The organism is Nocardioides cremeus (assembly GCF_030518195.1).
In the GTDB taxonomy this organism is placed as follows: Bacteria; Actinomycetota; Actinomycetes; order Propionibacteriales; family Nocardioidaceae; genus Nocardioides; species Nocardioides cremeus.
In genome coordinates, this window is record NZ_JAULSC010000020.1 from 38,138 (window position 1) to 52,575 (window position 14,438).

Genomic DNA, 14,438 nt, shown 5'->3' on the forward strand with positions numbered 1-14,438 from the left:
GCCTACGGGTTCCCCGGGTACCCGGGGAAACCGCAGCCCGACCTCAGGCCGGCAGGCCCAGCCCCCGCAGGTCGGCGCGCAGGGCGTCGGCGCCGGTGAAGACCAGCCCGGCCATCCCGAGCGCGGAGGCGGCCTCGACGTTCTCGGGGCGGTCGTCGACGAAGACCAGGTCGGCCAGGGGGCGGCCGGTGCGCGCGACGAGCAGCTCGTAGACGCGCGGGTCGGGCTTGGCCAGGCCCTCGGTGCCGGAGACCACGACGTCGTCGAGGAGCGCGAGCACCTCGAACATCCGCGGGGCGTGCGGGTAGAGCTCGTGCGACCAGTTGGTCAGGCCCCACTGGGGCACGCCAGCGGCGTGCAGGGTGCGCACCAGGTCGGCGGTGCCGGGCACCTCGCCGACCAGCGAGGCGGGGAAGTGGGCCCGGTAGGCCCGGCAGTGCTCGAGCCAGTGCGGGTGGCTGCGCGCCACCTCGGCCTCGGCGGTGTCCCAGGCCAGACCGGAGTCGGGGCCGTGGTTGTAGGCGCGGAAGTCGAAGTCGTCGGCGGCCAGGAAGCGCGCGGCCTCCGCCTCGCCGACCCCCGCCGCGATCGCGCGGGAGGCGTCCCAGTCGACCAGGACGTTGCCCAGGTCCCACACGACCCCGGCCCCCACGCGGGGGACCGGGGTCGGGTCAGGACCGTGGATGGGGCTCAGGCCCACCGCTCCGAGGCCGGGGTGAAGTCGAGGCGACGCTCGCCGGTGTAGATCTGCTTCGGGCGGGCGATCTTCTGCTCCTTGTCCTGGGTCAGCTCGAGCCACTGCGCGAGCCAGCCCGGGGTGCGCCCGATGGCGAAGAGCACCGTGAACATCTCGGGCGGGAACTGGAAGGCCTCGTAGATCAGGCCGGAGTAGAAGTCGACGTTGGGGTAGAGCTTGCGGGAGATGAAGTACTCGTCCTCGAGGGCGATCTTCTCCAGCTCCTTGGCGATCTCGAGCAGCGGGTTGACCCCGGTGACCTCGAAGACGTCGTCGCAGGCCTTCTTGATGATCGTGGCGCGCGGGTCGTGGTTCTTGTAGACCCGGTGCCCGAAGCCCATCAGCTTCTCGTTGCCGTTCTTGACGCCCTCGATGAAGGCGGGGATGTTCTCCTTCGAGCCGATGCGCCGCAGCATCCGCAGCACCGCCTCGTTGGCGCCGCCGTGCAGCGGGCCGTAGAGCGCACCGATGCCGGCCGAGACCGCGGAGTACGGGTCGACCTGCGAGGAGCCCACCGAGCGCACCGCGTTGGTCGAGCAGTTCTGCTCGTGGTCGGCGTGCAGGATGAACAGCACGTCGAGGGCCTTGACCAGGCGCTCGTCGGCCTCGTACTTCGACTCGCTCATCTTGAAGAGCATCGAGAGGAAGTTCGCGGTGTAGGAGAGGTCGTTGTCGGGGTAGATGTAGGGCTTGCCCTGGGCGTGGCGGAACGACCAGGCGCCCAGCGTCGGCATCTTCGCGATCATCCGCACGATCTGCATGTGCCGGTTCTCGGGGTCGGAGATGTTGCGCGCATCGGGGTAGAACGTCGACAGGGCCCCCGTGGACGCCATCAGCATCCCCATCGGGTGCGCGTCGTAGCGGAAGCCCTGCATGAACGTCTTGACGTTCTCGTGCACGAACGTGTGGTAGGTGATCTCGTGCACCCACGCCTCGTACTCGGCCTTGGTCGGCAGCTCGCCGTGGATCAGGAGGTAGGAGACCTCCAGGAAGTTCGACTTCTCGGCGAGCTGCTCGATGGGGTACCCGCGGTACTCGAGGATGCCCTTCTCACCATCGATGTAGGTCACGGCGCTGCGGCAGGAGGCGGTGTTGACGAAGCCGGGGTCGTACACGGCCAGGCCGGGAGTCTCCTCGTCGGCCTTGATCTTCCCGATGTCGGCGGCCTTGATGGAGCCGTCGGTGATCGGGACGTCGTACTCCTGTCCGGTGCGGTTGTCACGGACTGTCAGAGATTCGGTCACGGTTCGCGACTCTAGCCCGCGACTGCGGTGAACGTTAACCCGGCGTCCGAGGTCCGGCCGGCCCGCATTTGGTCGTACGCCGCGCGCAGCCGTAGTCTTGCCGGTCGCGACCCCTGCCGCGCCCCGACTCCTCGTCGAGGTGCTGATCCGGACGTGAGCCGAGCCCCATCCAGACCCACCGTGGTCCGGGGCTGGTCGGTGCGAACCGGGCCGTGTTCGTCAGAGGCCGTGCTCCACCACCCCGTCGAGACGCTCGACCGGGGACCAACGAACGAAGAGAGTAGATCAGCCGTGCGTACCTACAGCCCGAAGCCTGGGGACATCCAGCGCGAGTGGCACGTCATCGACGCCACCGACATCCGCCTGGGCCGCCTGGCCGTCCAGGCCGCCACGCTCATCCGTGGCAAGCACAAGCCGACCTTCGCCCCCCACGTCGACGGTGGTGACTTCGTCATCATCATCAACGCCGAGAAGGTGTCGCTCTCGGGCGACAAGGCGACCAAGAAGATGGCCTACCGCCACTCCGGCTTCCCCGGTGGTCTGTCCGCGACGCCGATCGGTGAGGTCCTCGAGAAGGACGCTCGTCGTGCGATCGAGATGGCCGTGTGGGGCATGCTCCCCAAGAACAAGCTGGGCCGCCAGATCCTGAAGAAGCTCAAGGTGTACTCGGGTCCCACGCACCCGCACCAGGCCCAGCAGGCCGCTCCGTTCGAGATCAGCCAGATCTCCCAGTAATCGTCGTCGTCGAGAAAGACTGAGTGAGGAACATCGTGGCTGAGACCACCGAGAACGTGACCGAGGTCGAGGAGACCTTCACCCCCGACGAGCAGGGCGTCGCCTACAGCTCCGAGAGCGCCCCGAGCGCCGAGGCTGTCGCCGAGCGTCCCGCGACCATCGCCCCCGGCGCGGCCACCGGCCGTCGCAAGGAGGCCGTGGCCCGCGTGCGCATCGTCCCGGGCACCGGCGTGTGGACCGTCAACGGTCGCACCCTGGACTCCTACTTCCCCAACAAGCTGCACCAGCAGGTCGTCAACGAGCCCTTCGCTGCGCTGCAGCTCGAGGGCCGCTTCGACGTCATCGCCCGCATCCACGGCGGCGGCATCACCGGCCAGGCCGGCGCGCTGCGCCTGGGCGTGGCCCGTGCGCTGAACGCCATCGACGTCGACGCCAACCGCGCGACGCTGAAGAAGGACGGTCTGCTGACTCGTGACGCCCGCGTCATCGAGCGCAAGAAGGCCGGTCTGAAGAAGGCGCGCAAGGCGCCGCAGTTCAGCAAGCGCTGATCAACGAGGTCGCGTGAGCACTTCTGTGACACGCCTCTTCGGCACGGACGGGGTCCGGGGTCGGGCCAACGGTGTCCTCACCGCTGGCCTGGCCCTGGACCTTTCCGTTGCCGCGGCGCGCGTGCTGGGCGACGCCGGCGAGTTCGAGGGCCACCGGCCCCGGGCCGTCGTGGGTCGCGACACCCGCATCTCCGGGGAGTTCCTCGAGGCCGCGGTCGTGGCCGGTCTGGCCTCCGCCGGTGTCGACGTCGAGCTCGTCGGCGTGCTGCCGACCCCCGGGGTCGCGCACCTGACCGATGCGCTGGGTGCCGACCTGGGCGTGATGATCTCCGCCTCGCACAACCCGATGCCTGACAACGGCATCAAGTTCTTCGCCCGCGGCGGGCACAAACTCGACGACGCTCTCGAGGAGCAGATCGAGGCGCGCCTGCACGCCGACGAGCCGCTGCCCACCGGCGCCGCGGTCGGACGGGTGCGCCAGCACCCCGAGGCCGCGCAGCGCTACGCCGACCACCTGGTCTCCACGTTGCAGATCGACGGCAGCGACGGCGCCCGCCCGCTGGCCGGGCTGCGCCTGGTGCTCGACTGCGCCGAGGGTGCGGCGTACGACGCCGGGCCGCGTGCGCTCGAGGCCGCCGGCGCCACCGTGGTCGCGATCCACGCCAGCCCCGACGGGCTCAACATCAACGACGGCTGCGGCTCCACGCACCTCGAGCCGCTGCGCAAGGCGGTGCTCGAGCACGGCGCCGACGCCGGCTTCGCCCTCGACGGCGACGCCGACCGGATGCTGGCCGTCGACGCCGGCGGTGACGTGGTCGACGGCGACCAGGTGCTGGCGATCCTGGCGCTGGCCGGGCGCGAGGCCGGGTCGCTGGTCGACGACACCGTCGTGGCGACCGTGATGAGCAACCTCGGGTTCGTGCAGGCCATGGAGGCCGCCGGCATCACCGTGGCCACCACCAAGGTCGGCGACCGCTACGTGCTCGAGCAGATGCGTGCCTCGGGCTTCGTGCTCGGCGGCGAGCAGTCGGGCCACGTGATCATGAGCCGGCACGCCACCACCGGCGACGGGCTGCTCTCGGCGCTGCACGTCGCGGCCCGGATGGCCGCCACCGGCCGCTCGCTGGCCGACCTGGCCGGCGTGATGACCCGCCTGCCGCAGGTGCTGGTCAACGTGCCCGACGTCGACAAGCACCGCACCGACGACGAGGTGCTGGCCGCCGCCGTCGCCGAGGAGGAGGCCGCGATGGCCGGCTCCGGGCGGGTGCTGCTGCGCGCCTCGGGCACCGAGTCGCTGGTGCGGGTGATGGTCGAGGCGCCGTCGCTCGAGCTCGCGCAGGACGCCGCCGACCGGCTCGCCGCCGTGGTGCGCGACCGTCTCGCCCTGGCCTGAGGGCGCCCCCAGGACCGTCGGGTCGAGTGACCCTCCAGGCGCCCCCGGAGGGGCCTTCGGCGTGCCTGCCGGGTCACTCGACGTGACGCCGACACCCCCGCGGGCATCTAGGGACCCCGTCTGAAAAGGTGGGCGACATGATCGACGCGCCACCGCTGGTCCTGCAGGGACTGGGCAAGAGGTTCGGTGCGGTGCAGGCGGTGCAGGACCTCTCCTTCACCGTCGCGCCGGGCCGGGTGACCGGGTTCCTGGGCCCCAACGGCTCGGGCAAGACCACCACGCTGCGGATGCTGCTGGGCCTGACCCGGCCCACCACCGGCCGCGCTCTGGTGGGGGACCGGCCCTACGCCGAGCTGCCGGTGCCGGGCGCGGTGGTGGGCGCCGCGCTCGAGCCGGGCTTCCACCCCGGCCGCACCGCGCGCGGGCACCTCGAGGCGTGGGCCCCGCAGGTCGGCGCCAGCCGGGCCCGCTGCCGCGAGGTGCTGGCGATGGTCGGGGTCGACCAGAGCGCCGAACGGCGCGTCGGCGGCTTCTCGCTCGGCATGCGTCAGCGTCTCGGCCTGGCCACCGCCCTGCTGGCCGACCCGCCCGTGCTGGTGCTCGACGAGCCCGCCAACGGGCTGGACCCCGAGGGCATCAAGTGGCTGCGCGGGATGCTGCGCCACCTGGCCGGCGAGGGGCGCACCGTCCTGGTCTCCAGTCACGTGCTCGGCGAGGTGCAGCACACCGTCGACGACGTCGTGGTCATCGCCCAGGGTCGTCTGGTGCACGCCTCCTCGCTGGAGGGCCTCGCCGCGCTGGCCGAGCCCCGCACCTACGTCGAGTCGCCCGCGCCCGAGCGGCTCACCGCCCTGGTCGCCGAGCAGGGCTGGGCCACCTCGCCCGCCCCGCGCGGCGCCACGGGCGTGCTGGTGGAGGGCGTCGACGCCGCCCGGGTCGGCGCCGCCGCGCACGCCGCGGGCCTCGAGCTGCACCAGCTCGCCTCGCAGGGCACCGACCTCGAGGACGTCTTCTTCCACCTGGTCGAGACCGCCCAGCAGCAGGAACAGCAGCAGGACCAGCAGCAGGAGGTCGTGGCATGAGCCGGATGCGTGCCGCCCTGCTCGCCGAGCACCGCAAGCTCGTCAGCACCCGGATCTGGTGGATCCTCGCGCTCGCGATGGCCGGCTACCTCGCGTTCATCGGCGGGGTGCTGGCCCTCAGCGCCACCGTCACCCCGCCCGGGGAGGGGGCGCCACAGCTCGGCGGCATCGACGCCGCACTGTCGACGTACGGCGTCATCAACGCGATCGGCTACGTCTTCCCGCTCGTGGTGGGCACCCTGGCGGTGACCACCGAGCACCGGCACCGCACCATCGAGCAGACCTACCTCGCCGAGCCGCGCCGCGGGGTGGTGCTGGTGGCCAAGCTGCTCGGCACCGTGCCCGTCGGGCTGCTTCTCGGCGTGGTCGGCACCCTCGGCCTCGTCGCCACCGCCGCGCCGGTCCTGGCCTGGCAGGGCGACGGCGCCTACCTCGACAGCGGCCGGGTCTGGCAGACCCTGCTGCTCGGGGTCGTGGTCACCGCGCTGTGGGCCGTGCTCGGTGCCGCGTTCGGGGCGGTGCTGACCAACCAGGTCGCGGCAATCGTCGTGGTGCTGGCCTTCACCCAGTTCGTCGAGCCGGTCGCCCGGGTCGCGCTGGGCGCCTTCGAGCCGGTCGCGGGGGTGGCGGCGTACCTGCCGGGCGCCGCGGCCGACGCCCTGGTCGGGGCCAGCCTCTTCAGTGGCTTCGGCGGCGGTGACCTGCTGCCGCGCTGGGGCGGCGCCCTGGTGCTCCTGGCGTACGTCGCCGCGCTGGCGCTCGTGGGCTGGTGGCGGGCTCGCTCCAACGACGTCTGAGCGCGAGCGCCTCTCCACAGAGGGCCGGACAGCCGGGTGTGCGGCCCGGCCGCCCCGGGTAGTCAGCCACCATGCCCACCCGCACCGACCGGCCGCCGGCGCCGCTGCTGGCGCTCGCGGCGGTGACGCTGGCGCTGGTGCTGGTGACCAGCGGCCTGGTGGTCGCCGGCTGGGCGAGCCGTCTCGGCGGGCCCGCCGCGCAGGAGAGCCCGGCGGACGGGGTTCCGGGAGACGTGCAGGTGGTGAGCGGTGGTGAGCACGACGCCGCCGTCTTCGAGGTCGGCGACGGCTGGGTGCTGCGCCCGCGCGGCACCTCGCTCTTCTACACCGACGCGGAGGGGCGGATCAGCGCTGGCCTCGACGGCGCGGCGGTCTTCCGCGACGGCGCCTGCACGGCGGGGGAGGGTGCCTCGAACCGGGCGTTCGCCGGTTTCGGGCGCCCCTCGCGGCTGCCGGCGCGACGCACCAGCCGGCTGCTCGCCCAGCAGTGGCGCGACGCGCTGGCCCACGACGCCCGCACCGGCACCACCCACGAGGCCGGCGCGCTGCGCACCCGCGAGGTCGAGCTCGACGACGGGTCGACCGCCGTGCGCACCGACGTCGGCCTGGGGATCGTCGAGCCCAGCGCCTGCGAGGCGGCCCGGGTGCGGGCCAGCGTGGTCAGCCTCGACACCGGCCGCTGGACCTCGAGCGTGGTGCTGGTGCGCGACCTCGGGGTGCCCGACGCGCTCGACGGGGCGGCCGCCGAGCGGCTGCTGGCCAGCCTGCGACCGACCGCCCGATGAGGCTCAGAGCTTGCGCAGCCGCACGTAGCGCACCGAGTGGTCGATGTCCTTGCGCAGCACCAGGGTGGCGCGCGAGCGGGTCGGCAGCACGTTCTGCACCAGGTTGGGTCCGTTGATGGTGTCCCAGATCCGCTCCGCCTCCGCGACCGCCTCGTCGTGGCTCAGCGCGCCGTACTTGGCGAAGTAGGAGCCCGGGTCGCGGAAGGCCGTCTCGCGCAGCCGCAGGAACCGGTCGACGTACCACTGGCGGATCTTGTCGCGCCCGGCGTCGACGTAGACGCTGAAGTCGAAGAAGTCGCTGAGCACCAGCCCGGCGGTGCCGTCCTCGCGGATGCGCGGCGGTTGCAGCACGTTGAGGCCCTCGATGATCACGATGTCGGGGCGCTTGATGACGACCTTCTCGTCGGGCACCACGTCGTAGACCAGGTGCGAGTACGTCGGCGCCTCGACCTCGTCCTTGCCCGACTTGATGTCGACCACGAAGCGCAGCAGCGCGCGCCGGTCGTAGGACTCGGGGAAGCCCTTGCGCTGCAGGATGCCGCGACGCTCGAGCTCGGCGTTGGGGTAGAGGAAGCCGTCGGTGGTCACCAGCGCGACGTTGGGGTGCTCGGGCCAGTGCGCCAGCATCTGCTGCAGCACACGCGCCGTGGTCGACTTGCCGACCGCCACCGAGCCCGCCAGCCCGATCACGAACGGGGTGCGCGGCGGGGTGCGGCGGTGCAGGAAGTCCTCCTGGCTGCGGTGCAGCTGGCCGGCCGACTCGACGTACAGGCTCAGCAGGCGCGAGAGCGGCAGGTAGACCTCGCGCACCTCGTCGAGGTCGAGCTCGTCGCCCAGCCCGCTGAGCTCGTGGACCTCCTCCTCGGAGAGGGGGTCGGCGGCCGCGGTGTCGGCCAGCGCCGCCCAGGCCGAGCGGTCGAGCTCGATGTAGGGGGAGGTCTCGCGGCCGTTGTCGTCGTGGCCGCCGTTGAGGTGGCCCCGGCCAGGCGAGGACATGACGGCGATTGTTGCAGCCGCCGCGCCGCGCACGTCGGTCGGTCCGCGCCTCGATAGACTCCGGCCCCATGTGCGGGATCGTTGGGTACGTCGGGCAGCGCCCCGCCGAGCTGGTCGTCATCGAGGGGCTGCGGCGCCTGGAGTACCGCGGCTACGACTCGGCCGGCATCGCGCTGGTCGACGGCGGCGCCCTGGTGACCCGCAAGAAGGCGGGCAAGCTGGCCAACCTCGAGAAGGTCGTCGACGCCGACCCGCTGCCGCCCTCGACGACCGGCATCGGGCACACCCGCTGGGCCACCCACGGCGCCCCCAACGACGTCAACGCGCACCCGCACCCCGGCGCGACCGGGCGGGTGGCGATCGTGCACAACGGCATCATCGAGAACTTCGACGACCTGCGCGCCCGCCTCGAGGACGACGGCCACCAGCTGGTCTCCGAGACCGACACCGAGGTCGTCGCGCACCTGCTGGAGCTGCAGGTGGTCTCGGGGGTCGACCTGACCACCGCGATGCAGCGCGTGTGCAGCCGGCTCGAGGGCGCCTTCACGCTGGTGGCCGTCGACGGGGAGACGCCCGGCCTGGTGGTGGCCGCGCGCCGCAACAGCCCGCTGGTCGTCGGCCTCGGCGAGGGCGAGAACTTCCTCGGCTCCGACGTGGCCGCCTTCATCGAGCACACCCGCGAGGCGCTCGAACTCGACCAGGACCAGGTCGTCACGCTGACCCCCGAGGGCGTCAGCGTCGCCGGCTTCGACGGCACCCCCGCCGAGGGCCGGCCCTACCACGTCGACTGGGACCTCTCCGCCGCCGAGAAGGACGGCCACGACTGGTTCATGCGCAAGGAGATCCACGAGCAGCCGCGCGCCGTCGCCGACTCTCTGCTGGGGCGGCGTACGCGCTCCGGCGCGCTGCACCTCGACGAGATGCGCCTGTCCGACCAGGAGCTGCGCGACGTCGACAAGATCATCATCATCGCGGCCGGCACCTCCTTCTACGCCGGCATGGTCGCCAAGTACGCCATCGAGCACTGGTGCCGGATCCCCGTCGAGGTCGAGCTCTCCAGCGAGTTCCGCTACCGCGACCCGATCCTCGACTACTCCACGCTGGTGGTCGCGATCAGCCAGTCGGGCGAGACCGCCGACACCCTGCAGGCGATCCGGCACGCGCGCACCCAGCGCTCGAAGGTGCTGGCGATCTGCAACACCAACGGCTCGACGATCCCGCGCGAGTCCGACGCCGTCATCTACACCCACGCGGGCCCCGAGATCGGGGTCGCCTCCACCAAGGGCTTCCTGACCCAGCTGGTGGCCTGCTACCTGCTCGCGCTCTACCTCGCGCAGGTCAAGGGCACCCGCTACGGCGACGAGATCGCCGAGGTGATGAGCCAGCTCGAGGAGATGCCCGGCCACATCGAGACCGTACTCTCGCGCGCCGACGACGTCTACGCGCTGGCCGCCGAGCACGTCGGCACCCGCTCGGTTCTCTTCCTCGGCCGCCACGCCGGCTTCCCGGTCGCGCTCGAGGGGGCGCTGAAGCTGAAGGAGCTGGCCTACATCCACGCCGAGGGGTTCGCCGCCGGCGAGCTCAAGCACGGCCCGATCGCGCTCATCGAGCAGGACCTGCCGGTGCTGTGCGTGGTGCCTCCCCGCGGCCGCGACCAGCTGCACGGCAAGATGCTCAGCGGCATCCAGGAGGTCCGCGCCCGGGGCGCCCGCACGATCTGCCTGGCCGAGGAGGGCGACCCCTCGATCGCGTCGTACGCCGACGTGCTGATCAGCCTGCCGCGGGTGCCGGTGCTGCTGCAGCCGCTGGTGGCGGTCGTGCCGCTGCAGCTCTTCGCCTGCGAGCTGGCCACCCTGATGGGCCACGACGTCGACCAGCCGCGCAACCTCGCCAAGTCCGTGACGGTGGAGTGAGCGCGCCGTGCCCGTGATCGGCGTCGGCATCGACGTCTGCGACATCGAGCGGTTCGCCGAGTCGCTGGAGCGCACGCCCGCGCTGCGCGAGCGGCTCTTCACCCCCGCCGAGGCCTCGCGTCCGCTGGCCTCGCTGGCCGCGCGGTTCGCCGCCAAGGAGGCCCTGGCCAAGGCACTCGGCGCGCCCGTGGGGATGGCCTGGCACGACTGCGAGGTCGTCAACGAGTCGTCGGGCCGCCCGCTGCTGGAGATCCGCGGCAGCGTGCGCGCCCGGGCCGACGAGCTGGGGGTCGCGCACCTGCACCTCTCCCTCTCCCACGACGCCGGGATCGCCTCGGCCGTGGTGGTGCTCGAGAGCTGATCGGCGCCTGGTGTGAGCCAGGTCTCGCCGGGCCCCGCAGGGTTTAACACGGCGGACACCGGGGCGGTGAAGAACTGTCTCATCGCGTAACACGAGGGCGCGAAGGTTCACCTGCCAACCGGCCCGTTCGAGAGGACCAGCGTGAACAAGCCCAAGACCCGCCGTGCGTCGATGCTCGCCGCAGGCTCGATGGGGATCGCCGCACTCGCGGTCGGTCCCACCGCCACCCTCACCTCGTCGGCGGCTCCCGCCCCCGACGGTGGCGCCCCCTACCTCGCCCCGTACTTCACCGCCGCCGACCTGACCGGCGACCGCCAGGTCACCGTCGCCGACCTCGACCTGCTCGTCGACGCGATGGGCGCCACCAGCACCGACACCGGCTGGGGCGACGTCGCCGCCGCCGATCACGACGGCGACCTGGTGATCACCGTCTCCGACCTGGCGGCGCTGTCGCAGCGGGTGCTGCACGACGACGGCGACTTCGCGCTCGTCGAGGCCAGTGCCGTGGAGATGCAGAAGGCGATGAACGCCGGCGTCGTCACCTCGGTGCAGCTCACCCAGGCCTACCTCGACCGGATCGCGGCCTACGACCGCACCGTGGTCGACACCTCGCCGACCGGCCGGGCGCTGGCCTCGATCATCGCCACCAGCGACGTGGCGCTCGAGGCCGCGGCCGCCAGCGACGCCGCCCGCGCCGCCAACGGCGGGCCCTCGAGCATGCTCGACGGCATCCCCGTGCTGCTCAAGGACAACTACGACACCGTCGACATGCCGACCACCGCGGGCTGCGGCTGCTGGGAGGGCAACCAGACCGACGACGACGCGGCCATGGTCGAGGGGCTGCGCGCCGACGGCGCGATCATCCTCGGCAAGGCCAGCCTCGACGAGTTCGCCTTCGGCTTCACCTCGCAGTTCAGCGCCGGCTCCGAGCCCGGCGACACGGTGTACGTCGCCAGCCCCTACGCCACCGACAAGACCGCGGGCGGCTCCAGCGGTGGCACCGGTGCCGCGATCGCGGCCAACCTCGGAGCGATCGGCTTCGGCACCGACACCGGCGGCTCGATCCGGGTGCCCTCGAGCTACAACCAGCTCGTGGGCGTGCGCCCCACGGTCGGGCTGGCCAGCCGCGACGGCATCGTGCCGCTGGCGCTGAGCCAGGACACCGGCGGCCCCATGACCCGCTCGGTCTCCGACGCCGCCATCGCGCTCGACGCCGTGGTGGGCAGCGACCCGGCCGACCCGGTCACCGCCGAGGCCGACGACCGTGCGCCGGAGTCCTACACCTCCTACCTCGACCCCGAGGCGCTCGCCGGCACCCGGATCGGCTACCTCGCCTCGATGCTGCCTGCCGACGTGACCGTGCAGCGGCTCTGGGCACAGGCGGTGGCCGACCTGGAGGCGCAGGGCGCCACGGTCGAGGAGATCACCATCGACGGCATCGACCCGGTGCTCGGCGAGGGCAGCGGCTCGACCAACGAGTTCAAGCACGACCTCGACGAGTACATCGCCGCGCACCTCGGCGACAGCGTGGGCGCGCGCTCGCTGCGCGCGATCATCGACACCGGGCACATCGTGCCCTCGCGCGCCTCGACGTACGACCGGCGCGAGCAGGTCACCGAGGAGGAGTACGACGCCTGGATGGAGTCGCACACCGCGGTGCTGGCCGGCGGACGCGAGCTGGTCACCGGCGCGCTCGACGACCACGACCTCGACGCGCTCGTCTACCCCTCGGGCCGTCCCTACGGCACGCACAGCACCAACATGCGGCTCAGCCCCAACACCGGGCTGCCGGCGGTGACCGTGCCGATGGGCCAGGCCGTCGTGACCGACCTGTCCGTCACCGGGGCGGGCGTGAACCTGGAGTTCCTGGGCCGCGAGTTCGCCGAGGGTGACCTGCTCGGCCTGACCTACGCCTACGAGCAGGCCACCGCGCACCGCACCAGCCCCGAGCTCTACGGGCCGCTGGCCGGCGACGTGGTCGAGGGCACCGGCAGCGACGAGGCTGCGGAGCCCGGCGACGGCAGGGTCACGGTCTCGGCGCCGGCGAAGGTCACCGCCGGCCAGGAGTTCACCGTCACCGTCGAGCAGTCGGCCGCCGACCTCTACGCCTACGACCTCAGCGTCGGGTTCGACCCGAGCACGGTGACCTACGTCGTCGACAGCGCCGCGACCGACGACACCGGCAGCACCTACGAGTCGACCGGCGCGGGCGAGGTGGGTGTCACGCACACCAAGCTCGGCACCTCGCCGGCCACGTCGGGCGCGACCACGCTGGCCACGCTGACCTTCGTCGCCACCGCGAGCGGGTCCACCGGCATCTCGGTCGACGAGCTGGAGACCGTCGCCTCCGACGGCGCCACCAGCACCGTCAGCGACGTGGCCGCCACCGAGGTCGGGGTGCGCAAGGCCCGCACCACCACCGAGGTCGACCTGTCGGCCGCCAAGGTGGAGAAGGGTCGCATGGTCTCCCTGGTCGCCACCGTCGACTCCGACGGCGAGCTCGCCCCGAGCGGCAAGGTAAGGTGCTCGTCGACGGCGACGTCGTACGCCGCGCCGAGGTCGTCGACGGGGTCGCCCGGACCCGTTTCAAGGCCCGGTCGCTGGGACGCACCAAGGTCCTGGTGCGCTACCTCTCCGACGACCCGTTCAAGAAGAGCAAGGGCAAGGCGGTCTTCCGCGCCGTCCGCTGACCTGGGTCGTGGCCTGGGTCGTGGCCTGGGTCGTGGTCTGGGTCGTGGTCCGGGGACGCGCTATGCCGCGTCCTCGGGTGCACGACCTGGACCACGACCCGACCCACGACCCGGCTGGGCCCGGGCAGGGAGGGTGGGGACGCCGAGCGCGGAGGTCCGCGGCCAGCTCGGCGTCCTCGTGGCGCACCTCGTACGCCGTGCAGCCGACCACGGTCCGCTCGGGCGAGGCCAGGCGCCGACCGCGCTTCTTGTCCTCGGCCCACTGGCGCACCTCCATGTGGAACGACCCGTCGATCTCCAGCACCAGCACGCCCCCGCCGGGCAGGTCCCACTCGCAGTCGGTCCAGCGCCGCCGGCCCCTGGAGTCGGTGCGGGAGCGTTGCCGGGCCGGTGGGACGAGCCCGGCACGCCGGCACATGACGGCGACGTCGAGCTCGGCGCCCGAGTGCGCCCCGCCCGCGACCTCGCTGAGCAGCCGCTTGAACGGCTTCGCCCGGCGCAGCGGCCGCAGCTGGTCGATCCACTCCACCAGCCGCTCCGGCGTGGTCAGGCGCTGCTGGACCGTCGCGGCGAGCAGCGCGCACGCCGGCCGCATCGGGGCGTCGTACGCCGAGTGGAGCAGCACTGCGGGCTCCAGCCGGGCCACGGGAAGGCCCTTCCTCGGGTGGCGCAGCAGGTCGAAGGGACGCCGGGTGCGGAAGAAGTCGACCCCGTCGACCGGCTCGAAGGCCAGCGGCGCGTCGACCCACACCGTGACCCGGTCGCGGTCCCACCCGGACAGCCCGTGGAGGGCGGCGGCGCTGAGCCCGCCGATCATGCTGCGCGGGCCCGCGTGGAGCACGGCGAGCCAGCGGCGCTGCTCGTCGTCCAGCGTGCCGGTGACGGTGCTGACGACGCGCGGGGTGCGGGCCACCCACCGCCGGGCCGAGATGTTGTTGCGCACGGTGTCGGCGTCGATGCCCAGCGCGCCCAGCTGGCGCCGCGCCACCATCCCCGTCTGGCGGGCGAGCAGGGCGTCGAGCGAGTCCTCGGTGTCGGTCATGGCCAGCAGGTTGCCCGGCTCGGGCGGTCGGCGTGCTCGTCATCCACTGGCGCTCGAGGCCGGTCGTCCAGATGGGTCGTGGCCTGGGTCGTGGCCTGGGTCGCGGTCTGAGTCGT

12 protein-coding genes are annotated in these 14,438 nt (G+C 72.5%); 9 read left to right on the forward strand and 3 right to left on the reverse strand.

Features of this window, described 5'->3' with window-relative positions:
- Positions 1–43: 43 nt before the first annotated feature.
- Both QWJ41_RS16770 and QWJ41_RS16775 read right to left on the reverse strand, forming a co-directional pair.
- Entirely contained in the window at positions 44–700 is a 657-nt protein-coding gene (locus tag QWJ41_RS16770; RefSeq protein WP_302709554.1) for an HAD family hydrolase, read from the reverse strand.
- Positions 691–1,980, reverse strand: coding sequence for a citrate synthase (locus QWJ41_RS16775; RefSeq protein ID WP_302709555.1), 1,290 nt, complete (start codon positions 1,978–1,980; stop codon positions 691–693). The genes QWJ41_RS16770 and QWJ41_RS16775 overlap by 10 nt, the downstream gene beginning before the upstream one ends.
- A gap of 291 nt (positions 1,981–2,271) precedes the next feature.
- Between QWJ41_RS16775 and rplM the strand changes: the two genes are divergently transcribed.
- The 6 genes from rplM to QWJ41_RS16805 all read left to right on the forward strand — a co-directional run bounded on the left by rplM (position 2,272) and on the right by QWJ41_RS16805 (position 7,320).
- The gene (gene rplM, locus QWJ41_RS16780; protein ID WP_302709556.1) at positions 2,272–2,715 is read left to right on the forward strand and encodes a 50S ribosomal protein L13; all 444 of its coding nucleotides are present in this window, start codon (positions 2,272–2,274) and stop codon (positions 2,713–2,715) included.
- A gap of 32 nt (positions 2,716–2,747) precedes the next feature.
- Positions 2,748–3,263 (forward strand): 30S ribosomal protein S9, encoded by a 516-nt coding sequence (rpsI, locus tag QWJ41_RS16785; RefSeq protein ID WP_372440096.1) that lies wholly within the window; start codon positions 2,748–2,750, stop codon positions 3,261–3,263.
- Positions 3,264–3,288: 25 nt separating this feature from the next.
- The gene (gene glmM, locus QWJ41_RS16790) at positions 3,289–4,656 is read left to right on the forward strand and encodes a phosphoglucosamine mutase (protein ID WP_302709596.1); all 1,368 of its coding nucleotides are present in this window, start codon (positions 3,289–3,291) and stop codon (positions 4,654–4,656) included.
- Between the two features lie 137 nt (positions 4,657–4,793).
- Positions 4,794–5,738: an ATP-binding cassette domain-containing protein gene (locus QWJ41_RS16795; RefSeq protein WP_302709557.1), complete on the forward strand. Its 945-nt coding sequence runs from the start codon at positions 4,794–4,796 to the stop codon at positions 5,736–5,738.
- Positions 5,735–6,535 carry an ABC transporter permease gene (locus tag QWJ41_RS16800; protein ID WP_302709558.1) on the forward strand — a complete coding sequence of 267 codons (801 nt, stop codon included), beginning with the start codon at positions 5,735–5,737 and terminating at the stop codon, positions 6,533–6,535. Before QWJ41_RS16795 ends, QWJ41_RS16800 begins: the two co-directional genes overlap by 4 nt.
- Before the next feature lie 71 nt (positions 6,536–6,606).
- Entirely contained in the window at positions 6,607–7,320 is a 714-nt protein-coding gene (locus QWJ41_RS16805; protein WP_302709559.1) for a DUF8017 domain-containing protein, read from the forward strand.
- A 3-nt stretch (positions 7,321–7,323) separates the two neighbouring features.
- Here QWJ41_RS16805 and coaA read toward each other — a convergent pair whose 3' ends face one another.
- Complete coding sequence (coaA, locus tag QWJ41_RS16810) at positions 7,324–8,316, reverse strand: type I pantothenate kinase (protein WP_302709561.1); 993 nt, start codon at positions 8,314–8,316, stop codon at positions 7,324–7,326.
- Positions 8,317–8,384: 68 nt separating this feature from the next.
- Between coaA and glmS the strand changes: the two genes are divergently transcribed.
- The 3 genes from glmS (at position 8,385) to QWJ41_RS16825 (ending at position 14,433) form a co-directional block, all read left to right on the forward strand.
- Positions 8,385–10,229, forward strand: a complete 1,845-nt coding sequence (gene glmS / locus QWJ41_RS16815; protein ID WP_302709562.1) for a glutamine--fructose-6-phosphate transaminase (isomerizing) — start codon at positions 8,385–8,387, stop codon at positions 10,227–10,229.
- Between the two features lie 7 nt (positions 10,230–10,236).
- Positions 10,237–10,590, forward strand: a complete 354-nt coding sequence (locus QWJ41_RS16820; RefSeq protein WP_302709563.1) for a holo-ACP synthase — start codon at positions 10,237–10,239, stop codon at positions 10,588–10,590.
- Positions 10,591–10,731: 141 nt separating this feature from the next.
- Entirely contained in the window at positions 10,732–14,433 is a 3,702-nt protein-coding gene (locus QWJ41_RS16825; RefSeq protein WP_302709565.1) for an amidase family protein, read from the forward strand.
- Positions 14,434–14,438: the final 5 nt, after the last annotated feature.

Coding starts and splice junctions, on each gene's coding strand:
- QWJ41_RS16795 (WP_302709557.1), top strand. CDS start 4,794: ATGATCGACGCGCCACCGCTGGTCCTGCAGGGACTGGGCAAGAGGTTC.
- QWJ41_RS16800 (WP_302709558.1), top strand. CDS start 5,735: ATGAGCCGGATGCGTGCCGCCCTGCTCGCCGAGCACCGCAAGCTCGTC.
- QWJ41_RS16805 (WP_302709559.1), top strand. CDS start 6,607: ATGCCCACCCGCACCGACCGGCCGCCGGCGCCGCTGCTGGCGCTCGCG.
- coaA (WP_302709561.1), bottom strand. CDS start 8,316: ATGTCCTCGCCTGGCCGGGGCCACCTCAACGGCGGCCACGACGACAAC.
- glmS (WP_302709562.1), top strand. CDS start 8,385: ATGTGCGGGATCGTTGGGTACGTCGGGCAGCGCCCCGCCGAGCTGGTC.